Genomic DNA, 22,652 nt, shown 5'->3' with positions numbered 1-22,652 from the left:
ATCAATTTTCACGACTTTCATTTCGGATTTTTCGCATTATCCAACATTGTTTGCGAATCATCGATTTCTTTGAAATAGTCCTGATAAAACCCCGTTCTTTATAGTGATAAAGTCCCAAAATCTTGAAATTGATATGAATACCCTGTCAAAAATCATCACTTGGAAAAGAAACATACTGGCCAGTGCAGCAGTCTTGTTAACATTGATTGTGCTAAGCTTTTACGGTGTCTTTACCAATCAATTTTACTTTCTTAAGGCTGATAACTATATATTTCCAGTTCTTACTACTGTGCATTTTTTGTATCTATATGTGGTGTGGTTTAAGATTACAGAAGATGAGTTGCCAGACCCTAAGATGAGAAACATCGAATACGTACTTTACGCCATTATGATTGTGTACGTATTTAAAATATATGATAGCATAACGGTTTTAAACTCCATAAATCTTTATGGGCAACATGTAATTCCAGCCACTTTCAAACCTATGGCGACCCTTTCCGTAGTACTTTACAGTATTTTACCAATTCTAACGCTTTATACTTTTTGGTTGAGAAAGCGCTACGTGGGTATCTACAATTTTGAAAACTACAACGACAATCTAAATATTTGGCAATAGTTACAGTCCTCGAATGTAACTTCCATACAAATCTTTAAACTGATATCCTTGCTGAAAGCGGTGTTTGCTCAACTTTTTATAGGCAACCAATCCCCAGAGCAGCAGTTCCTTCAAAAAATAAGAATCTTCTTTGGGGGCATCGGGTTGATACTCCTTTAAAAGATTGTTCAAAGGGCCAATGGAATCCAATTTTGATTTGTAGTTTTCTTCTTTTTCATCATCTAAAAGGTCGAAACCCTCGCCATCAAAAAACCAACTGACCAATTCATCGTATTCGTTTTCCTCCTCTTTGCGCTGAAGTTTATCAATTTTAGGGAAGTAATTCGGGAACAATGACTTTGCCGCATCCTCAATTAAGTTTTCCGCCACAGAACCCGCTCCCTCTTGCTCTCCTTCGTACACCAATTCTATTTTTCCTGTGATGGATGGCACTACGCCCATAAAATCACTGAGACGAACTGATGTTTTTCTGTCTCCAGCAACAATGGCCCTGCGCTCTGCAGTACTCAATAAATTTTCAAATGCGGTGATGCTCATACGTGCACTCACACCACTTTTGGCATCAACATACTCACTTTTTCTGGCCTCAAAACTGATTTGCTCCAATAAATCCATCGCGATTTCAGGTACATACACAAAATCAGATTGTCGTTTATCCAATTGCGCTTCTTGTTTCGTAATTTTCTTTGCAATTTCGATACTCTCGGGATAATGGGTAAGAATCTGGGAACCGATTCTATCCTTCAATGGAGTTACAATGCTTCCTCTGTTCGTATAATCTTCAGGGTTGGCGGTAAATACAAATTGAATGTCCAAATGCAATCGAAGTTTAAATCCTCGAATTTGTATATCCCCTTCTTGTAAAATATTAAATAAAGCCACTTGAATCCTTGCTTGAAGATCAGGAAGTTCATTGATTACAAAAATACAGCGGTTGGCCCGTGGGATCATTCCAAAATGGATTACACGATCATCAGCATAGGATAGTTTAAGGTTAGCCGCTTTTATCGGGTCAACATCACCTATCAAATCCGCTACGGTTACATCGGGTGTGGCCAGCTTTTCGTAAAAACGTTCGCTTCGGTGTACCCAACTTATGGGAGTGTCATCTCCTTTTTCTTTAATCAGCTCGGTGGCGTATCTTGAAATAGGTTCCAAAGGGTCATCGTGGATTTCAGAGCCTTCCACAATGGGCATCCATTCATCAAGCAGTTGTACCATTAAACGGGCCAAACGGGTCTTTGCCTGTCCGCGCAAGCCCAATAAATTAATATTGTGACGGGAAAGAATGGCTCTTTCCAATTCCGGAATTACGGAATTTTCATAACCCCAAACCCCTTCGAACACCTGTTCTTTCTTGGATATTTTCTCCAAAAGATTTTCCCGGAGTTCGTCTTTGATGCTTCTGCTTGTATATCCCGCTGATTTTAATTCACCTAGCGTTGTAATTTTGGTATGATCCAAGTTCATATGTTGTGTTATCCTTTTATTCTTCTTTTTCTGTTTTGTTCGTAATCTTCAAAAATCATTTCACCCAAACCTTTAAGGCCTGTGTAAAAGGCTTTCCCTTTATTAGCTTTGGTGAATTCGCGCACAAACTGCATCAAATAAGGGTCCTCCGCAATCATAAAAGTGGTTATGGGGATATGAAGTTTTCGGGCCTGTTGCGCCATAGCATAACATTTTTCAACGATATATTCATCCAATCCTACACTGTTCTTGTAATAATCACCGTTCGGAAGCCTTAAACAGGACGGTTTTCCGTCCGTGATCATAAATATCTGCTTATTGGTGTTTCTTTTTCTGCGGAGCATATCCATCGCCAATTGAAGTCCCGCAACGGTATTGGTGTGATACGGTCCTACTCTCAAGTAAGGTAAATCCTTAATGGGAATGGGCCAGGCATCGTTTCCGAACACCAAAATATCCAAGGTATCCTTTGGATAACGGGTCGTAATCAGTTCTGCGAGTGCCATTGCGACTTTTTTGGCGGGTGTGATTCGGTCTTCGCCATACAAAATCATACTATGGCTGATATCAATCATCAATACCGTGCTCATTTGCGCCTTGTGCTGGGTATCTTCAACCACTAAATCGGCTTCACTCAAAGAAAAATTGTCCAACCCGTGGTTCACTTGGGCATTCTTGAGACTTTCCGTCATACTAATTCGCTCCAGTGAATCTCCAAAACGGTATTCACGAAACTCCCCGGTATGTTCATCTCCTTTTCCGGATTTACCGGTTTTATGGTTTCCCGAGCCACTACGTTTTATTTTACCAAAGATTTGGTCCAAAGCTCTTTGACGTATCATACGCTCCAGTTTGGAAGTAATGGATAGATTTCCACCCCTACCATTTTCGTCACCTTCTTCGCCTTCACCACCTTGGGGATTATCCATATCGAATTCTTCACGGATATACCCCTTAGACTTCAAATCTTCTATAAAATCGTCAATGGTGTAATCGTCGTCGGTAAGTTCGTATTCCTTGTCGAGTTCGCGAAGCCAGTCCAAAGCCTCCTCCACATCACCTGAAGTATGGGTAATCAATTCCTGAAAAATCTTAAAGAGTTTTTCGAACGGAGTTTGGTCCGGAGCCTCATAATTGGTAAAACGAAACCCTTTTCTTGTGTTCATAGCCATTACATAAATTTACGGCATTTCGCTGTAACGACTAGGGCTTTAGAAAAAACTTAACGGATTTGTTTAATGACGTTTTTCCAGTACTTGGGCAATATCGTCCAAAGTGTAGCCTTTGGCCTGCAACAAAATAAGGTAGTGAAACAGTAAATCTGCACTTTCGTTCTGGAAAAGGCTCTCATCGTCATCTTTGGCCTCGATAATGGTTTCCACAGCCTCCTCCCCTACTTTTTGTGCTATTTTGTTGATACCTTTTCGAAACAATGATGCCACGTAGCTATCTGGATTCTCTTGGTCATTTTTTCTGGATTCGATGATACCTTCCAAAGTGGACAAGAAGCCATATCCTTGAACATTTTCTTCGGCCCAGCAAGTGTCCGTTCCTTTGTGGCAGGTAGGTCCAACCGGGTTTACGGTCACCAAAAGGGTGTCGTTATCGCAGTCCACTTGAATATCCACAAGGTTTAAGAAGTTGCCACTTTCCTCGCCTTTGGTCCATAACCGTTGCTTGGAGCGGCTAAAAAATGTGACTTTTTGTGTTTCCTTGGTTTTCTCAAACGCTTCTTGGTTCATATAGCCCAGCATCAAGACGTTTTTGGTGGTTGCATCTTGAATAATTGCTGGAACTAGTCCGTCTAGGTTTTTATTGAAATCTATTTTCATTGTAAATTTTTCTTAAGCTGTCACATCGAGATGTCATTCTGAGCGTAGTGGAAGGAGCGTCGAGATGTGGATTTTATATTCTTACAGGAATTCCCTCTTGCTTTAATTTTTCTTTTAGTGTGTTGATTTCGATTTCCTTAAAATGAAAAACACTGGCAGCTAATGCTGCATCAGCCTTTCCATCCTTAAAAGTATCTATAAAGTGTGAAACGGTACCAGCTCCACCTGATGCAATCACAGGAATGTTCACCAAACCTGACAAATGCGCTAAGGCTTTGTTGGCAAACCCGTTTTTAGTGCCATCGTGGTCCATGGAAGTGAATAAAATTTCACCTGCTCCACGTTCTTCCACTTCCTTGGCCCATTCAAAAAGGTCTAGTTCCGTGGGAACCTTCCCTCCTACCAAATGAACTTTCCATTGTCCATCGATTTGTTTGGCATCTATTGCTACAACAACGCACTGCGAACCGAATTTCGCTACCAGTTCATTGATCAAATCAGGTCTTTTTACCGCTGATGAATTTATGGAAACCTTGTCAGCCCCGTTTTTCAGCAGAATATCCACATCTTCCACAGATGAAATTCCTCCGCCAACGGTAAAAGGTATATTGATGGTCTCTGCAACATGATATACCAACTCGGCCAAGGTCTTTCGCTTTTCCTCGGTGGCTGAAATATCCAAAAAAACCAATTCATCAGCTCCTTCTTTGGCATAGATTTCTGCCAATTCCACGGGATCGCCCGCATCCCTGAGGTCAACAAAGTTGATTCCCTTTACGGTCCGTCCGTTTTTAATATCGAGACAGGGTATGATTCTTTTTGTAAGCATAATTTCTTTTTTGTCATCTTGTGTTCCTCTCAAAATAGGTTTTATAGATGATGAGATGCTGAAACGAGTTCTGCATGACGTATCTTTTTTTAATATTTATCCTCATAATTTTTGGTCGTCACCCTGAACTCGTTTCAGGGTCCCATCCTGATTGGCTTAAAGGGCTATGAGATGCTGAAACAAGTTCAGCATGACGTAGTTCATAAATACCTAATTTTCAGTTTCATTCTTGACATTTAGGTCTACGTCTCCATAAAACCCTAAATCTTTGTTCTGTAAAATTTTAGTCCAAAGTGCTATCTGTCCTGTATGATAAGACAAATGCTCCGTGACATGGATAATATTGCCTACACCAGAAAAGTTGAAGCTTTGAACATTTCTTTTACGCAAAAGTTCTTTGAGCGGAGCATCATAAAATGCTCTTTTGGCATCAGATATGGTATCTTCCAATTTTTGGATAAGCCCTGCTTTAGTATAGCCCGATTCAGTTGAAAATTCTTCATCTCTTTTCCGTTCGTCATCTAAATTTTGGATGGAGGCAATCCCATATTGGGTAATATTTCCGCACAGATGAAGGATGAGATTGGCAATACTGTTACTAGATTCATTTGGTTTTTCCCAAACCTGCTCTTCCGACAACTGTTCCAAACAAATTTTGATCATACGGAGGCTTTCGTTCATACGGTAGCCTGCGTTCCAAACCAATTCTTCCTGGAGTTCTTTTTCCTTATCCATTTTCGAGAATGTAATGTTCCAATTGTTTTAAACTGATTCTGTTTTCATAAATGGCCTTTCCTATAATGGTGCCATCACAACCAATTTCAGCAAGTTTTGGCAACTCATCAAATGAAGAAATACCTCCACTAGCGATTAATTTGATATCAGAAGTATTGTCCAATATCTTTTTATAGAGCTCAAAAGCAGGGCCTTGCAACATACCATCTTTACTAATATCCGTGCAAATCACGTACACAATACCCGCTTTTTGGTAAAATTGAATAAAAGGTAACAATTCTTGCTCAGATTCTTCTTGCCAACCTGAAACTGCAATTTTTTCGTTATTGGCATCAGCTCCTAAAATAATTTTATCTGGGCCAAAATTTTTCAACCAACTTAAAAAAGTTTCTTGGTCTCTTACGGCAATACTTCCGCCAGTAATTTGATGGGCGCCACTTTCAAAAGCAATGCGTAGATCTTTATCGGTCTTTAACCCTCCCCCAAAATCTATTTGCAAATTGGTTTTTGATGCGATGGTCTCCAATACCTTATGATTAACAATGTGCTTGGATTTAGCCCCATCCAAATCTACTAAATGTAAATACCTAATTCCATGAGCCTCGAACTCCTTGGCTACTTCCAACGGATTTTCGTTATATATCTTTTTAGTGTCATAATCTCCTTTGGAAAGCCGAACACATTTTCCTTCAATGATGTCTATTGCTGGAATCAATCTCATTTTCTAATCGTATTTTACTCGGTCTATTGACATCCACATTTCCGAATCCCCTATTCTTTTAAAGCCTAAGGTTTCATAAAAGCTGTGGGCATCTTTTGTTTTTAATGCTACTGTATTGACTTTACTAACATCGGGGCGGTCCAAAATATGCTTAATCAGCTTTTTTCCGAGTCCTTTTCCTTTATAGGGGTCAAAGACGACGACATCCATAATGTAGGCAAAAACCAGTCCGTCGGTCATTATTCTGGTATAAGCAATTTGTTCTCCATTTTCAGCATACATCCCAAAACAGACACTTTTTTCAATGGTCATCAGCGTTTGTTCCATGCTCCTGCCCTTTCCCCAATATGTCGATGCAACTTCTTCGTGAATCTTTGGGATATCCAATTTATCCTTGTCCGTTGATATAAGGAACTCCATATCAGACAATTGTTAAAAAGTTGTTTAATATTTGACTACCCACATCACTGCTCTTTTCTGGGTGAAACTGTACTCCGTAAAAATTATCCTTTTGCAAAGCAGCACTGTAAGTTAGGTCATATTCCGAAGTTGCAATGGTTTCTTTCCCGATCGGGGCATAAAAACTGTGTACCAAATAGATGTATGATTTCTCTGGAATATTGGTGAATAGCTTACTTTTTAAACCTGAAATTTGGTTCCATCCAATTTGTGGAACTTTAACGTTGTTGGAAAATTTAACCACATCCAAGTCAAAAATTCCCAAACCTTCGGTATTGCCCTCTTCGGATGAATGACACATCAACTGCATACCCAAACAAATCCCCAGAACGGGCTGTTTTAATGTAGGAATCAACTTGTCCAACCCTGTGGCTTTCAACTTTGCCATGGCCGAACTCGCTTCCCCAACACCTGGGAATATCACCTTATCTGCATTTCGGATTTCTTCTGCATCATGGCTTAAAACAGCCTCAAAACCAAGGCGTTTAATAGCAAACATGATGCTCTGGATGTTTCCTGCTCCGTAATCTATGATTACTAATTTCATTTATACTTGTTTATTGTCATTTCGATCGAAGGGAGAAATCTAGATTTCTCAGTCGCAAGCTCTTTCGAAATGATTGGGGTTTACAACATTCCTTTGGTTGATGGCAAAACCATTTTCTCCGCATCCCGTTTTACCGCCATTTTAATTGACTTGGCAAAAGCTTTGAAAATAGCCTCGATTTTATGGTGCTCGTTGGTACCTTCGGCTTTAATGTTCAAATTGGCCTTGGCACCATCGGTGAACGATTTAAAAAAGTGCATAAACATTTCTGTGGGCACATCCCCTACTTTTTCACGTTTGAATTTGGTGTCCCAAACCAACCAGTTTCTCCCACCAAAATCTATGGCAACCTGTGCCAGACAATCATCCATAGGCAAAGCAAAACCATAGCGTTCAATTCCCAGTTTGTTGCCCAAGGCTTTGGAGAACAACTCTCCCAGGGCGATAGCGGTGTCTTCGATGGTATGGTGTTCATCCACCTCCAAGTCCCCATCCACCTTAATGTTCAAATCCATTTGGCCATGCCGCGCCAATTGGTCCAACATGTGGTCGAAAAAAGCCAAACCTGTGTTGATGTCACTCTTTCCGGTTCCATCGAGGTTTATTTTGATTTTAATGTCGGTTTCATTGGTTTTTCGGGATATTTCTGCAATCCGATTTTCCAATTTGAGAAATTCATAGATTTTTTCCCAATCATTGCTTTCCAGAGCAATATATTCATCCAAAGCTTCACGTTTCACAGTAATTTCTCCTGTGCCCAGATGAGTTTCATCATTGATAAAGATTCCTTTAGCTCCGAGGTTTTTGGCCAATTCCATGTCCGTCAATCGGTCACCGATCACGAAAGAATTCTCTAAATCATACTCTTCAGAAAAATAAGAAGTTAACGTTCCTGTACCTGGTTTACGGGTATCTGCATTGTCCTTTGGAAATGTTCTGTCTATAAAAACCTTATCAAAAACAACCCCTTCATTTTCAAAAGCTCTGATGATAAAGTTTTGCACAGGCCAAAACGTATCTTCTGGGAAAATGTCGGTGCCCAACCCATCTTGGTTGGTGATCATCACCAATTCATAATCCAATTCCTTGGCGATTTTGCCCAAATAGGTAAAGGTTTTGGGATAAAAATCTAGTTTCTCAAAGGCATCAATCTGCTCATCGGCAGTTTCTTTGATGATCGTCCCATCCCGATCAATAAATAGTACTTTCTTGCCCATTACTATAATTCTTTTAAAATGGCTATCAATTTTTTGTTCTCTTCTGGTGTGCCCACGGTAAATCGCAGCGTGTTTTCGCAAAGCGGTTGCGTACTTCGGTTGCGCACTACCACCTGTTTTTTCAACAATTGTTGGTAGCGTTTGTCGGCATTATCAACTTTGGCCAACACAAAATTAGCATCGGATGGATATAGTTGTTCCACAAATTTTAAACTGTTCAATGCTTTGATTAATTCAGCTCTTTCTTGAAGAATTTGTTTTACTTCTTGATTAACCAAATCCTGATTCAACACGCGTTGTAGTGCTCTTTGCTGAGTCAATTGATTGACATTGTATGGTGGTTTGATTTTGTTTAAAACAGCGATTATTTCTTCCGATGCATAGCAAATACCTAGCCTAATGCCCGCTAAGCCATAAGCTTTGGACAGGGTTTGGGTAACAATCAAGTTGGGGTACTGTTTTAATTGTGACAACCAACTTTCATCCTTTGAAAAATCAATGTAGGCTTCGTCAATTACCATTAATCCATTGAATGATTTCAATAACTCTTCAATTCCTTCTTTTTTAAAGGAGTTTCCCGTAGGATTGTTGGGTGAGCAAATAAAGAGAAGCTTGGTGTTTGTATCGACTGTCGCTAGAATTTCATCCACATTCGGCTGAAAATCAGTAGTCAACAAAACTTCTTTGTTCTCCACGGAATTGATGCCTGCCAACACTTTGTACATTCCATAAGTGGGTGGTAATGTGATAATGTTATCTTGATTGGGTTCACAAAAAGCCCTGTAAATCAAATCCAAAACTTCGTCACTACCGTTTCCAAGTAAAATTTGGCTTTCCGATACTCCTTTTTGTTCGGCCAAAAGGGATTTTAAACTTCGTTGATACGGGTCTGGGTAGCGGTTGACCCCGTTATCAAAAGGGTTTTCGTTGGCATCCAGAAATATCATTTCCGAGCCATCGGAAACATATTCGTCCCGTGCGGAGGAATACGGTTGCAACTTGCGAACCGATTCCCTAACCAATTTATTTAACTCAAACACTTTCATTATTTCAAACTTTTCAATCGTAAGGTTACCGCATTTTTGTGCGCCTGTAATCCCTCGGCCTCTGCCATAAGCTCTATGGCACTTCCGATGCCTTGGATTCCCTTTTCGGATATTTTTTGAAAAGTCATGCTCTTCATAAAACTATCCAGATTCACCCCGCTGTATTGCTTGGCATATCCGTTGGTAGGCAGGGTATGATTGGTGCCCGAAGCGTAATCACCTGCACTCTCGGGCGTATAATTGCCGATAAACACAGAGCCCGCATTCTGGATGTTTTCGAGGTAAAACGCCTCATTTCCCATACAAACAATAAAGTGCTCCGGACCATATTCATTGATCAAATCCATAGCTTCTTGGTCATTCTTCACCAAAATCAATCTACTATTGCCAATCGATTTGCGAGCTATTTCCGCTCTCGGCAACTGCTGTAGCTGACTTTCGATTTCCTCTTCAACTGCCTCAATCAATTTTTCTGAAGTGGATACCAAAATTACCTGACTGTCCACCCCGTGTTCGGCTTGACTTAACAAATCCGAAGCTACAAAAGCAGCGTTCGCTGAATCATCCGCAACCACCAAAAGCTCACTTGGCCCCGCTGGCATATCTATCGCTACCCCATATTTAGTGGCCAATTGCTTGGCAACGGTCACATATTGGTTTCCCGGACCAAATATTTTATACACTTTTGGGATGCTTTCCGTACCAAAGGTCATTCCTGCAATAGCCTGAATACCGCCAACTTTAAAAATCCGTGTTACGCCACAAAGTTGGGCCGTGTATAAAATCGCTGGATTGATTTCTCCATTTTTATCGGGTGGGGTGCAGAGTACAATTTCCTCACAACCAGCCAATTTAGCCGGAATTGCCAACATCAAAATAGTAGAAAATAAGGGAGCTGTGCCGCCGGGTATGTACAAACCTACTTTTTGAATAGGGCGTTTTTCCTGCCAGCATTCCACACCAGGCATCGTTTCTACTTCAACTTTGGAAGTTTTTTGAGCTGCATGGAATTTTTCGATATTGACCTTTGCTAGGTTGATAGCTTGTTTTAGGGCATCTGAAACGGCATCATTAGCTATTTTAATTTCTGAAGGAGATACCGAAAGTGCATCCAACTTCACTTGGTCAAACCGGTCTGTACACTTTTTGATAACGGTATCGCCATCAGATTTCACCTCTTTAAAAATACTGTTGACAATTTCTTCAATATCGGAAACAGTTTGCGTGGGTCGCTTCAATATTTCGGCCCAATCACTTTGCTGTGGATAATTGATACGCTGCATTACAGTACCATTTTTTCAATAGGACAAACCAAGATTCCTTCGGCTCCGGCTTCCTTCAATTCATCGATGACCTCCCAAAAAGTTTCCCGGTTGATCACGGTGTGCACGGAACTCCATCCCTCTTCTGCCAAGGGCAAAACCGTGGGGCTTCGCATTCCAGGGAGAATGGAAATAATTTTATCCAATTTATCATTTGGTGCATTCATCAACACATATTTGTTTTGGCGCGCCTGCAATACGGATTTGATTCTGAATTGAATCTTTCTAAGTAATTCTTTGTGCTCTTCAGAAATTGTGGGAGATACTGCAAGAACTGCCTCGCTTTTTAGCATGACTTCCACCTCTTTCAAATTGTTTTTAAAAAGTGTGCTTCCGCTCGAAACAATGTCACAGATACCGTAAGCCAAACCAATATTTGGGGCAATTTCCACAGAACCGTTGATAATGTGCAGGTCGGCCGTAACTCCTTTTGACGCCAAATATTCTTTTACTGTATTCGGGTATGATGTTGCGATTTTATTGCCTTCAAAATCCGTAATGGAATTGTAGGAAACATTTTTGGGTACGGCAAGGGAGACACGACATTTGGAAAAGTTCAATCGCTCCGCAATGGAAATATCCTTTCCTTTTTCAATAAGCACATTTTCACCTATAATGGCAATGTCCACTACTCCATCCCTAAGGTATTGGGGAATATCCCCGTTCCTTAAATAAAATACTTCCAAAGGAAAATTACGGGAAGTAGCCTTTAGTTGGTCTTTACCATTATCTATGGAAATACCGCAGTCTTTTAAAATTTTGAGGGAATCCTCGTTTAAACGGCCGCTTTTTTGAACAGCAATCCTAATTTTTGTCATTTTTCAATCGTTTTGTCTGAAAAACCAAATGGGTACAAAAAATAAAACCCGTTTGATTTCTCAAACGGGTTAGAATATATTTTAAAAACAACAATACATTTCTATCTCGCTTGAGGGCAAGTATAAAAATGATGATGTGTGTTTTTGTTTCTCATTACGCTCCAAAAATAGAATATATTTTTATATCAAAAAAGAGGAATTTAGTTATTTCCCAAAATTAATGGTAAACCGTCATCCCCCGACCCTACTACAACTATTTTTGCATTGGGTGATTCCGCGAGCTTTAATGTGGCATCTATCCCTTTGTCCTGCAATATCTTATCGGTAAGAGAGGCACTCAATATTTGGTTGGCATCTGCCTTACCTTGTGCTTCAATACGAACTTTTTGAGCTTCTTTTTCGGCGGTCACCAATCTAAACTCATACTCCAACGATTCTTGTTCTTGCCTTAATTTACGTTCAATGGCATCTTTAATAGTGGGAGGTAATGTAACATCGCGTACCAGTATTTCATTTAATTGAACGTATTGGTCGTCCACAATTTTTTGCGTTTCCTCAAAAATCTCCTGTTGAATTGCATCTCGCTTACTTGAGTACAATTGTTCCGGTGTATATCGCCCAACCACGCTACGGGCAGCCGAACGAATTGCAGGCAATAGCACACGGTCTATATACTGTTCCCCTTTTTCTTGATGCAGTTTTCCAAGGTCTTCAGATTTTGGCTGAAACCAAACAGAAGCTTCCAGTTTTATATCCAACCCGTTGGAAGAAAGTACGTTCATTTTTTCAAGTTTTTCTTGTTGACGCACTTCATAAATAAAGACTTTGTTCCATGGAGCCACCAAGTGAAAACCTTCCCCCAAAGGCGGTTCGTCGGTAACAACACCTCCGCCGAAATATTTGTACAACACCCCGGCCTCACCAGAACCAATAGTTATGGTAGACCTTGATGCGAAAATGATAATAAAAATAATTCCTGCTAAAGCAGGTAATGCAATTTTAGGTAATTTATCCATGTATAAATGGTTTTATATTAATCCGTTATATTTTCTGATGAACCATTCCGCAGCTAGGGAAAGAACCATCAATCCCAATAAAATACGGAAATCTATCAAAGATACAACATTATCCCTGCTTTTTTGGACAGGAAGAAATTCATTGGAAGATGATAAGTCGGATCGTAAGTCTTCGAGTTTATCCAAAAAGTACAGTTGCCCCTTATTATTAGCTGCTAAACGCCCCAATTTTTTGTAGTTGGCAGAGACCAATTGCTTTTCGGGATTAAAATCCAATATTCTAAATGTTCCCGAACGGTTCAGGTTTTCGTCTTGCACGGTAACGGTGAAATTATATTCCCCAGCCTCCAAATCACTCAAATCCACCTCATAAAAAGAACCTTTTAAAAGTATAGGGGACACTCTGGAAAAATCATTGTCCTTACCCTTAATAGCGATGGAAATATTGGCATCGGCATCAAATTGGTAGCTTTCATCAAAATACGAAGCTCTAATTTTGGCCATACTAGCGTTGTCAAAAACTAGCTCGTAATCCAACTCCAATCGGCTCCGCTGTCTGTTGGAACCCAGATACACCATCAAACTTCCCATAAAGTCATCAAACTTTTGAAAACTTTGGTCATTACGATATACCTGTGCGCGCCAGCGCCAAAGATTCTCTCCAAAGAGTACGGCTTCCTTTTGATTGGATTCCGTGAGAATGGTGAACAAAGGCTTATCCAAATTAACCCCCTGTAATTGCTGGAACATAACGGTTTCGTTATCCTTATTGAGTTGAATATCCCCAAGAGTTCCATTCAAGGGCGGAAATCCGTCAACCGTAAATTCACCTAAACCAAACAGGCCAAAGGCATTGTTTAAAACTGGCAAAATTTCTTCTGGTTGTGTACTTCCCGTAATGGTATAGCTTTCTTGTATCCTGTTCAAAAAATTCCAATCGGTTTTGCTTCCTGTTATTGTAAAATAATTGGCCCCTGAATTTTCCAGAAATTCATAGACACTTCTATAATTCCGATTGGGCTGATACAGAATTATAATATCGGATTCCGCTAGAACAGACTGACTTGCATTTGGTTTTACCAGGGTAACCGAACGTTGCTCATTGGACTCGATGGATTTTTTTAACGCGCCTATATCTGGATGTAGCATATCCGAAACTATGGCAACATTGGTTTTTTCATCGATTACCTCAATGGCGGTTTCCTTGCTGTTGTTAGCGGTGTTCCGTTCATTTTCCAACGCACCCACCTCAATTTTGATGGTTTTGATGCCCACACTTTGTGCCTCGACCAACGTATTTAAGGTTTGACTGTTTTTGGTGCTATTTAGGCTTACCCGTTCTTGATGCACCCTATTCCCATTTATGAAAATGGTAACCGTACTGGAAACAGGTCGAGAACCTTGATACCGAACAGAGGTCTCAATCGGGAAGCTATTTCTTAAAAAAGCGTATTTGTTTACGTTTATTAAACCGACGGAAATATCCTCATACTGCGCGGTGTCTCCAACCACGACGGGGTTTATTGTTGAATTTTTATTCAGGCTGATGTATTCGTAATCCCTGCCGAGTGTTTGATTTCCATCGGAAAACATAACAAGGGCATTGGTTCCGTTCACAAAAACATCATTTAAAGTTGAAAGGGCATTGGAAACATCGGTATTTCCTTGGTTAAAACTTACGGAATCCGTTACTGCTATTGTATTTCCAAACCCGTATTGATGGATGGTAAACCGTTCATTTAAATCATCATCAGCTTTAATTTGGGCAATGGCTTGGGAAATCTCCGAAGTGGTAGAAGCATCTTCCATGGAAGTGGAATTGTCCACTAACAGGATAAGGTTTGCTTTTTCAAGAAAATAATCCTTGTTGACAAATTTTGGGTTTATCAAAAGCAAAAGGCCACAAAATAAGGTAACAAACCTCAATGCGGCCAATATTATTTTAAGCGAACCTTTTCTCGGGTTCTTATAAAAGTATTGAAAAAATACTATGGCAAGCGCGGCAGCAACTGCTAAAACAATAAGTAGTACCGTGCGTAAATCCATTCATTCTATGTTAACATACCACCATCAACATTCAATACCTGTCCTGTAATATAACCCGATAAGTCGGATGCCAAGAACACACAGGCATTTGCCACATCTTCAGGGTTACCTCCGCGTTTTAATGGAATGCCTTCTCTCCAACCTTGAACTACTTTTTCGTCCAATTTCTCGGTCATTTCAGTTTCGATAAATCCTGGGGCGATGGCGTTACAACGGATGTTTCTAGATCCCAATTCCAAGGCTACGGATTTGGTGAAGCCAATCATACCCGCTTTGGATGCGGCATAGTTGGTTTGTCCAGCATTACCTTTAACACCTACCACACTACTCATGTTGATAATGGAACCTTTACGCTGCTTCAACATCGTACGTTGCACAGCTTTGGTCATATTGAATACTGATTTTAGATTGATTTCGATGACTTTATCAAAATCATCTTCGCCCATACGCATCAACAAATTGTCTTTTGTAATACCAGCGTTATTGATGAGCACATCGATTCTGCCATCAAAATCTTCCAAAACTTTGGCCACGAGGGCTTCAGATTCTTCAAAACTGGCAGCATTACTTTTATAGGCCTTGGCCTTTACGCCCATTTGGGTCAGTTCTTTTTCCAGTTCCAAGGCTGGAGCTTCACTGGAACTGTAGGTAAAAGCCACATTTGCACCATGTTTTGCAAATACTTCGGCAATTCCTTTACCAATTCCCCTACTGGCTCCTGTTATGATTACGTTTTTCCCTTCCAAAAGTTGCATACAATGATTGTGTTTGAATGGTTATTAACCAAATTATAGTTGTTGTTGTTCATTTTGCTAAAATTTGTCATTTCGAGTGGATTTCACGACAGCAGGAGTGAAATTTGTATCGAGAAACAGAATTTTTATCTAAAAAGTTCTCGATACGATTTTTCGTTTCTCAAAATCACTCGAACTGACACCTAGAACTATTTTGTATGTTCAAAATACAAAACGGGTCAAATATAGTTGTTGTTTTACGTTTAGTCGAAAAAAAATCCCGCATAAAACGGGATTTAGTATGGTTTTAACGGTTGGTTACCCAACCACTTCCTTCACTTTTACACCAATTTCCGCGGGTGAATCCACTACATGGATACCACAATCGTGCATAATTTTCTTCTTGGCTTGGGCCGTATCGTCGCTACCACCTACAATGGCACCGGCATGCCCCATGGTACGTCCTGCAGGAGCGGTTTCACCAGCAATAAAACCAACAATAGGCTTTTTACTACCGCTCTCTTTGTACCATCTTGCTGCTTCGGCTTCCAATTGACCACCAATTTCACCGATCATAACAACACATTCGGTTTCAGGGTCATTGATCAACAGTTCAACAGCTTGTTTAGTAGTGGTTCCGATGATGGGGTCTCCACCGATTCCGATGGCTGTTGTAATTCCCAATCCTTGGCGAACTACTTGGTCGGCCGCTTCGTAAGTAAGTGTTCCTGATTTGGAAACGATACCTACTTTTCCTTTTTTGAAGACAAATCCGGGCATAATACCAACTTTGGCTTCACCAGGCGTGATAACACCAGGACAGTTAGGACCGATCAAAGTGCAGTCAAAATCCTTAATGTAATCGTTGGCTTTTACCATATCCGCTACTGGAATACCTTCGGTAATGGTAATGATTACCTTGATTCCGGCATCGGCAGCTTCCATAATGGCATCCGCAGCAAATGCGGGCGGAACAAAAATAATCGTGGTGTCGGCACCAACTTCTTTTACAGCATCTTCCACTGTATTGAAAACTGGTTTTCCCAAATGTTCCTGACCACCTTTACCGGGGGTCACACCACCAACCACGTTGGTTCCGTATTCAATCATTTGTTCGGCATGAAATGTTCCTTCACTACCGGTAAATCCTTGTACAATTATGTTTGAATCCTTGTTTACTAAGACGCTCATATATTTTACTTAATGTAGATACAAAAATATGGTTTACTAAAGTTTTTATCTATTGATTTCTTAAATCTTTTTCAGTTTTTTCAAGATTTCTGGAATCCTTTTAATGGATGCGATTTGTTTCAATTTTTCACGTGCTTCTTCTGCTGGGGAGCCAAAATAGGTTTTACCTCCTTTAAGTGATTTTGAAATGCCGGATTGGGCCAATATCACCGCTTTCTTGCCAATGGTGACGCCACTTATGACTCCAACCTGTCCCCACAAGGTAACTTCATCTTCGATGATGACACAGCCTGCAATACCCACATGGGATGCAATCAAACATTTCTTCCCGATAACTGTATCGTGGCCTACTTGGATTTGATTATCCAGCTTGGAACCTTCCTTAATGGTGGTCGAACCTGTTACTCCACGGTCTATGGTACAAGAAGCTCCAATGTCCACATTGTTTTCAATTACCACGTTTCCTCCAGAAATTAGCTTATCAAAACCTTCGGGTCTGTTCTTATAATAGAATGCATCGGCTCCTAAAACAGTACCTGCATGAATAGTTACGTTGTCACCAATGATGCATCCATCATAAATGCTTACATTGGAATGAACGATGCAATTTTCACCAATCTTTACATGATTGCCTATAAAAACATTGGGTTGAATTACGGTTCCCTCTCCTATTTGTGCTGAATCTGAAATGGAAGAACTGGCACTTTCAAAAGGTTTAAAATGATGGGTCAATTTGTTGAAATCCCTGAAAGGGTCATCAGAAACAAGTAAGGCCTTGCCCTCGGGACAATCCACCACTTTGTTGATGAGCACGATGGTAGCGTTGGACAGTAAGGCTTTATCGTAATATTTTGGATGGTCCACAAATACGATATCGCCTTCCTCTACCACATGGATTTCATTCATACCAAAAACAGGGAAATCTTCATTTCCTACAAAGTCGGCATCAATGATCTCCGATATTTCCTTTAAGGTATAGGTTTTAGGGAATTTCATTCAAGCTATTCTTTGGCCCGTTCCAAATAGGCTGCTTTCTCCGTATCAATCTTTATTCTGTCGCCTTCGTTAATAAAAAGCGGCACATTGATGGTGGCTCCAGTTTCCACGGTGGCCGGTTTTGTTGCATTTGTAGCTGTATTTCCTTTTACACCTGGTTCGGTATGGGTTACCTCCAATACAACACTCGTTGGCATTTCTACGGAAAGCGGATTATTGTCCTCTGCGTTGAAGATAATGGTCACCACTTCGCTTTCTTTTAGCAAATCGGAAGCATCCAAGGCATCTTTTTGCAAAGCAATCTGGGTGTAATCATCTGTATTCATAAAATGATACGTTTCACCATCATTGTACAAAAATTGGTACGAACGTGTTTCTACACGGACATCTTCAATTTTGTGTCCTGCAGAAAATGTATTGTCCACCACTTTGCCCGAGGTAACACTTTTTAGTTTGGTACGGACAAAAGCGGGTCCCTTACCTGGTTTTACGTGAAGAAACTCTATAATTTTGTAAATGTCGTGGTTGTACTTAATGCACAATCCTTTTCTTATATCTGAAGTACTTGCCATAAACTTAATTTGAACTGAAATAACCTTTCATAATTCCTCGTTGCGAATCCCTGATGAATTGAAGGATTTCATCCCTTTCCGGGGTTGCTTCCATCTCAGCTTCGATAATGGACGCAGCTTGGGAATTGTTATAGTTTTGTTGATATAGTAATCTGTAAATATTTTGAATCTCACGGATTTTATCGGCTTCAAAACCTCTTCTGCGCAATCCAATGGAGTTGATCCCCACATAAGATAAAGGTTCCCTGGCCGCTTTTACGTATGGTGGTACATCTTTACGAACTAATGATCCACCCGTTACAAAGGCATGGTTTCCGATAGAAACAAACTGATGTACGGCAACCATTCCCGCCAATACTACATTTTGACCTATTGTAACGTGTCCCGCTAAAGTTGAATTGTTACTAAAAATACAACCATCGCCAACAAAACAGTCGTGTGCTACGTGGCAATAGGCCATGATCAAACAATTATTTCCGATAACCGTTTTCATTCGGTCGGAAGTCCCTTTGTTTATGGTGGCACATTCCCTAATTGTGGTATTATCTCCAATTACGACGGTGGTATCCTCTCCTTGGTATTTTAAATCTTGGGGCATTGCGGAGATTACGGCACCTGGAAAAATGCTGCAATTTTTTCCGATTCTGGCACCCTCCATTATGGTTACGTTGGAACCAATCCACGTTCCCTCCCCAATGGTTACATTATTATGTATGGTGGTAAAGGGTTCAATTACCACATTTTTGGCAATTTTGGCCCCGGGGTGTACATATGCTAATGGTTGGTTCATTTACGAATCTGTATTTTTTGTTTTTACGATTTGTGCCATTAACTCTGCCTCGGACACCAATTTACCATTGGCATAAGCATAGGCTTGCATGTGACAAATACCTCTACGTATAGGAGAGATTAAATCGCATTTAAATATTAAAGTGTCGCCTGGCACCACTTGTTGCTTGAACTTTACCTTATCAATTTTCATGAAGAAAGTTAGGTAGTTCTCTGGGTCTGGAACGGTGCTCAAAACAAGTATCCCACCAGTTTGAGCCATCGCCTCTACTTGCAAAACCCCTGGCATTACAGGAGCTCCCGGAAAGTGACCTACGAAAAAAGGTTCGTTCATCGTCACGTTCTTAACCCCGACCACATGGGTGTCGGACAGTTCCAAGATTTTATCAACCAACAAAAACGGTGGTCGGTGAGGCAATCTCTCCATAATTTGATTCACGTTAAGCAAAGGCTCTTGATTCAAATCATAGCTGGGAACTTTGTTCCTTTTTTCTATTTTAATGATTTTGGACAACTTTTTTGCAAACTGTGTGTTCACAAAATGGCCAGGTTTGTTTGCGATTACTTTACCCTTGATCCGGGTGCCTGTCAAGGCCAAATCCCCAATCACGTCCAGCAACTTGTGCCGTGCCGCTTCATTTGGATGGTGTAGGGTAAGGTTATCTAAAATACCGTTGGGCTTTACGGATAGTTTTTCTTTGTTAAAGGCCTTCTCCAATTTCTTCATTGTGGATTCCGATATCTCTTTATCCACATAAACAATGGCATTATTGAGGTCACCTCCCTTGATCAGGCCATTTTCCAGTAACATTTCCAGTTCATGAAGAAAACTAAAGGTACGTGAGTCTGCTATTTGCTCTTTAAAATCGGACATTTTTTCCAAAGTGGCATTTTGTGTGCCCAAAACCTTGGTGCCAAAATCCACCATTGTAGTTACTTGGTATTCATTCGCAGGAATTACGGTAATTTCGCTTCCTGTGGCTTCATCTCTATAGGAAATAACATCTTTTACCACAAATTCTTCACGCTCCTCATCTTGCTCCACTATACCTGCTTCTTCCAACGCCTCAACAAAAAACTTGGAAGAACCGTCCATGATGGGAGGCTCCGGGGCATCCAATTCAATTAGGACGTTGTCGATATCCAAACCGACCAGGGCTGCAAGCACATGCTCCGAGGTGTGGATTTTAACGCCATTCTTTTCCAGATTGGTGCCACGCTGGGTATTTACCACATAATTCGCATCGGCTTCAATTATGGGTTCCCCTTCCAAATCTATTCTCTTGAATGCATAGCCGTGATTCTCATCGGCAGGAAGAAAACTCATGCTTACGTTTTCGCCCGTATGTAGCCCTACACCTTGTAGCGTTACTTTTTTGGCTATGGTGCGTTGTTTGTTACTTGGTTTGCTCACCTTCAACTCTTTTTTCTATGTTGGAGATTTGATTTGCCAATTTCGGCAAATTCTTAAAGTGTACATATGATTTGTTGAAGTCTCCATAGTTCAATGCTGGTGATCCTTGGAGGACTTCATCATCTTTTACGTTTCTTCCGATTCCGGATTGGGCCTGAATGCGTACCCTATCACCTATGATGATATGGCCCACAATGCCCACTTGACCGCCAATCAAGCAGTTTTTTCCTATTTTGGTGGAACCGGCAACCCCTGTTTGGGCCGCAATGGCGGTATTTTCGCCAATTTCTACATTATGTGCTATTTGGATTTGATTATCCAGTTTCACACCTTTTCTCAAAATAGTGGAACCTAAAGTAGCACGGTCTATGGTAGTTCCCGCGCCTACATCCACATTATCTTCAATTATTACGTTGCCAGTCTGCGGTACTTTGCTGTATTCTCCATTAGAATTTGGTGTAAAACCAAACCCATCTGCCCCAATGATCGCACCACCATGGATAACACAATTGCTACCTATAATGGTTTCTGAATAGATCTTGGCCCCGGCAAAAACGATAACATTATCGCCAATAACCACATTGTCGCCCACATAAGCATTGGGGTATATTTTGACGTTATCCCCGATTTTAACATTATCTCCCAAATAGGCAAAAGCACCTAAGTAAAAACCTTCGCCGTAGTTTGCACTTTCGGAAATGTAACAAGGGTTTTCAACCCCTATCTTGTTGTTTTTAACTTGATTGTAGTATTCCAATAATTTGGAAAAGGATTTATAGGCATCATCTACCTTAATAAGTGTGGTAGAAATTTCCTGCTCTGGAATAAAATCCTTGTTTACAATAGTTATTGATGCCTTGGTAGAATATATGTACGATGTATATTTTGGGTTGGCCAAAAAGGTCAAAGACCCTTTTTCACCGTCTTCTATCTTGGACAATTTATGGACAGCGATTTGAGGATTTCCCTCAACTTCCCCTTCTAAGATTCCGGCAATTTGGGTAGCTGTAAATTTCATTGGTGCAAAAGTAACAAAATTTGTTAAACGGCTTTCTTTGGGTAACAGCTGTAATATTTGGTGACGGTTTTGGCCAGCGCTTTTAGGCTAAGCTGGTCCGACTCCTTTAAAACATCCGATATTTTCCCGTTCTTTTTTAAAATTTGAATAGCCTCATCCTTGCTATAGGCTTTATTGGATATTTCTCCTTGAAACACAAAATTGGAAGCTTCTTCAACTGAAAGATCATGCTTTTCTATGATCCAATCCAACTTTTCGGTCATTTTTTCAGGAGTCATGGGTCTCTTTTTTATTTTAACGTGCAAAAGTCTTCTGTCCAAAATCATTTTGCACAGTTTGGAAAGCACAAAATCTTCATGGAATTGCCAATTTTTCAAGGCACCAAGAACATCAATATCGTCCAGTTCCGCAAAAGTTTCCAGAACTTCCTTATTAAATGCCTGTGCCCTATTATTTTTCAGAAAAAGCAATAATGGTCGGCTTCCCATTAAATCTTCACCTCTACTCAACAACAGTCTTGCCCGTTGCATAATTCGAATCAACAATTGCTCGGCCACCAATCCTGTTTTGTGCAAGTAAACCTGCCAATACATAAACCTACGAGCCATCAAAAACTTTTCCACGGCATAAATGGCCTTCTCCTCTACCACCAAATTACCGTTGACTACGTTTAACATGGAGATGAGCCGTTCCGAATTAATGTTCCCCTCGGTAACCCCTGAGTAAAAACTATCTCTTTTAAGGTAATCTAACCGGTCCATGTCCAACTGACTGGATACCAACTGATTTAAAAAAGGCTTAGGGTAATCTCCCCTAAATATGGAAATGGCTATATCGAGTTGTCCTTCAAATTCCCTGTTCAGTTCCATCATAAATTTCAAGGAAATCTGTTCGTGGCTTATTTCTTTGGCAACAAAACCTTCCAGCGCATGGGAAAATGGACCGTGGCCGATATCGTGCAACAAAATGGCACACAATAAACCTTTCTCCTCTTCATCGGTTATTTCTACATTTTTCAACTTTAAAACCTGAATGGCCTTAGTCATTAAATGCATGCTTCCCAGCGCATGATGGAACCGGGTATGGTGGGCTCCGGGATATACTAAATAAGAGAGCCCCATTTGGGATATCCGCCTCAATCTTTGAAAGTAAGGGTGCGAGATCAGACTAAAAATTAGTTCGTTGGGAGTTCCAATAAAACCGTAAATTGGATCGTTGAAAACATTAAGCTTATTGGTTTTTACCAAAGTTTTTTGTTTTATTT

The 22,652-nt window shown here is 40.4% G+C and carries 23 protein-coding genes; 1 reads left to right on the top strand and 22 read right to left on the bottom strand.

Going from position 1 to position 22,652, the window contains the following annotated elements; all coding sequences use genetic code 11:
- Window positions 1-133 precede the first annotated feature (133 nt).
- The gene (locus tag MURRU_RS15490; RefSeq protein WP_041801616.1) at window positions 134-616 is read left to right on the top strand and encodes a hypothetical protein; all 483 of its coding nucleotides are present in this window, start codon (window positions 134-136) and stop codon (window positions 614-616) included.
- On the opposite strand, the gene MURRU_RS15485 is transcribed toward MURRU_RS15490, so the two are convergent.
- From MURRU_RS15485 to MURRU_RS15380, 22 genes are all read right to left on the bottom strand, one after another.
- Complete coding sequence (locus tag MURRU_RS15485; protein WP_014034423.1) at window positions 617-2,086, bottom strand: magnesium chelatase; 1,470 nt, start codon at window positions 2,084-2,086, stop codon at window positions 617-619.
- Between the two features lie 8 nt (window positions 2,087-2,094).
- Entirely contained in the window at window positions 2,095-3,258 is a 1,164-nt protein-coding gene (locus tag MURRU_RS15480; protein ID WP_014034422.1) for a vWA domain-containing protein, read from the bottom strand.
- Window positions 3,259-3,321: 63 nt separating this feature from the next.
- The gene (hisIE, locus tag MURRU_RS15475) at window positions 3,322-3,918 is read right to left on the bottom strand and encodes a bifunctional phosphoribosyl-AMP cyclohydrolase/phosphoribosyl-ATP diphosphatase HisIE (RefSeq protein ID WP_014034421.1); all 597 of its coding nucleotides are present in this window, start codon (window positions 3,916-3,918) and stop codon (window positions 3,322-3,324) included.
- Window positions 3,919-3,991: 73 nt separating this feature from the next.
- Window positions 3,992-4,747 (bottom strand): imidazole glycerol phosphate synthase subunit HisF, encoded by a 756-nt coding sequence (gene hisF / locus MURRU_RS15470; RefSeq protein ID WP_014034420.1) that lies wholly within the window; start codon window positions 4,745-4,747, stop codon window positions 3,992-3,994.
- Window positions 4,748-4,957: 210 nt separating this feature from the next.
- Window positions 4,958-5,482 (bottom strand): DinB family protein, encoded by a 525-nt coding sequence (locus MURRU_RS15465; protein WP_014034419.1) that lies wholly within the window; start codon window positions 5,480-5,482, stop codon window positions 4,958-4,960.
- Entirely contained in the window at window positions 5,475-6,203 is a 729-nt protein-coding gene (gene hisA, locus MURRU_RS15460; protein WP_014034418.1) for a 1-(5-phosphoribosyl)-5-[(5-phosphoribosylamino)methylideneamino]imidazole-4-carboxamide isomerase, read from the bottom strand. Before hisA ends, MURRU_RS15465 begins: the two co-directional genes overlap by 8 nt.
- A 3-nt stretch (window positions 6,204-6,206) precedes the next feature.
- Window positions 6,207-6,623, bottom strand: coding sequence for a GNAT family N-acetyltransferase (locus MURRU_RS15455; protein WP_014034417.1), 417 nt, complete (start codon window positions 6,621-6,623; stop codon window positions 6,207-6,209).
- Between the two features lies 1 nt (window position 6,624).
- On the bottom strand, window positions 6,625-7,209 hold the full coding sequence (hisH, locus tag MURRU_RS15450; RefSeq protein ID WP_014034416.1) for an imidazole glycerol phosphate synthase subunit HisH: 585 nt from the start codon (window positions 7,207-7,209) through the stop codon (window positions 6,625-6,627).
- Window positions 7,210-7,289: 80 nt separating this feature from the next.
- On the bottom strand, window positions 7,290-8,426 hold the full coding sequence (gene hisB / locus MURRU_RS15445; RefSeq protein ID WP_014034415.1) for a bifunctional histidinol-phosphatase/imidazoleglycerol-phosphate dehydratase HisB: 1,137 nt from the start codon (window positions 8,424-8,426) through the stop codon (window positions 7,290-7,292).
- Window positions 8,427-8,428: 2 nt separating this feature from the next.
- Entirely contained in the window at window positions 8,429-9,472 is a 1,044-nt protein-coding gene (gene hisC / locus MURRU_RS15440) for a histidinol-phosphate transaminase (RefSeq protein WP_014034414.1), read from the bottom strand.
- A complete protein-coding gene (hisD, locus tag MURRU_RS15435) occupies window positions 9,472-10,755 on the bottom strand; it encodes a histidinol dehydrogenase (protein ID WP_014034413.1) in 1,284 nt (427 codons plus the stop codon). Before hisD ends, hisC begins: the two co-directional genes overlap by 1 nt.
- Complete coding sequence (gene hisG, locus MURRU_RS15430; protein ID WP_014034412.1) at window positions 10,755-11,612, bottom strand: ATP phosphoribosyltransferase; 858 nt, start codon at window positions 11,610-11,612, stop codon at window positions 10,755-10,757. The genes hisD and hisG overlap by 1 nt, the downstream gene beginning before the upstream one ends.
- Window positions 11,613-11,812: 200 nt before the next feature.
- Window positions 11,813-12,628: a prohibitin family protein gene (locus MURRU_RS15425; protein ID WP_014034411.1), complete on the bottom strand. Its 816-nt coding sequence runs from the start codon at window positions 12,626-12,628 to the stop codon at window positions 11,813-11,815.
- 12 nt (window positions 12,629-12,640) lie between these two features.
- Window positions 12,641-14,674 carry a vWA domain-containing protein gene (locus MURRU_RS15420; protein ID WP_014034410.1) on the bottom strand — a complete coding sequence of 678 codons (2,034 nt, stop codon included), beginning with the start codon at window positions 14,672-14,674 and terminating at the stop codon, window positions 12,641-12,643.
- Between the two features lie 5 nt (window positions 14,675-14,679).
- Window positions 14,680-15,429 carry a 3-oxoacyl-[acyl-carrier-protein] reductase gene (gene fabG, locus MURRU_RS15415; RefSeq protein ID WP_014034409.1) on the bottom strand — a complete coding sequence of 250 codons (750 nt, stop codon included), beginning with the start codon at window positions 15,427-15,429 and terminating at the stop codon, window positions 14,680-14,682.
- A gap of 297 nt (window positions 15,430-15,726) precedes the next feature.
- Window positions 15,727-16,599: a succinate--CoA ligase subunit alpha gene (gene sucD / locus MURRU_RS15410; RefSeq protein ID WP_014034408.1), complete on the bottom strand. Its 873-nt coding sequence runs from the start codon at window positions 16,597-16,599 to the stop codon at window positions 15,727-15,729.
- Window positions 16,600-16,659: 60 nt separating this feature from the next.
- Window positions 16,660-17,595 (bottom strand): UDP-3-O-(3-hydroxymyristoyl)glucosamine N-acyltransferase, encoded by a 936-nt coding sequence (locus tag MURRU_RS15405; protein WP_014034407.1) that lies wholly within the window; start codon window positions 17,593-17,595, stop codon window positions 16,660-16,662.
- 5 nt (window positions 17,596-17,600) lie between these two features.
- Window positions 17,601-18,167, bottom strand: coding sequence for an elongation factor P (gene efp, locus MURRU_RS15400; protein ID WP_014034406.1), 567 nt, complete (start codon window positions 18,165-18,167; stop codon window positions 17,601-17,603).
- 4 nt (window positions 18,168-18,171) lie between these two features.
- Window positions 18,172-18,957 carry an acyl-ACP--UDP-N-acetylglucosamine O-acyltransferase gene (gene lpxA / locus MURRU_RS15395; RefSeq protein ID WP_014034405.1) on the bottom strand — a complete coding sequence of 262 codons (786 nt, stop codon included), beginning with the start codon at window positions 18,955-18,957 and terminating at the stop codon, window positions 18,172-18,174.
- Window positions 18,958-20,370: a bifunctional UDP-3-O-[3-hydroxymyristoyl] N-acetylglucosamine deacetylase/3-hydroxyacyl-ACP dehydratase gene (locus tag MURRU_RS15390; RefSeq protein WP_014034404.1), complete on the bottom strand. Its 1,413-nt coding sequence runs from the start codon at window positions 20,368-20,370 to the stop codon at window positions 18,958-18,960.
- Window positions 20,354-21,388, bottom strand: a complete 1,035-nt coding sequence (gene lpxD / locus MURRU_RS15385) for a UDP-3-O-(3-hydroxymyristoyl)glucosamine N-acyltransferase (protein WP_014034403.1) — start codon at window positions 21,386-21,388, stop codon at window positions 20,354-20,356. The genes MURRU_RS15390 and lpxD overlap by 17 nt, the downstream gene beginning before the upstream one ends.
- Window positions 21,389-21,411: 23 nt before the next feature.
- Complete coding sequence (locus MURRU_RS15380; protein ID WP_014034402.1) at window positions 21,412-22,635, bottom strand: HD domain-containing protein; 1,224 nt, start codon at window positions 22,633-22,635, stop codon at window positions 21,412-21,414.
- Between the last annotated feature and the right edge of the window lie 17 nt (window positions 22,636-22,652).

Origin of the sequence: Allomuricauda ruestringensis DSM 13258 (genome assembly GCF_000224085.1) — a bacterium.
Classification (GTDB): domain Bacteria; phylum Bacteroidota; class Bacteroidia; order Flavobacteriales; family Flavobacteriaceae; genus Flagellimonas; species Flagellimonas ruestringensis.
The sequence above is the reverse complement of the archived record's forward strand: the minus strand, read 5'-3'. Positions and strand labels throughout refer to the sequence as shown.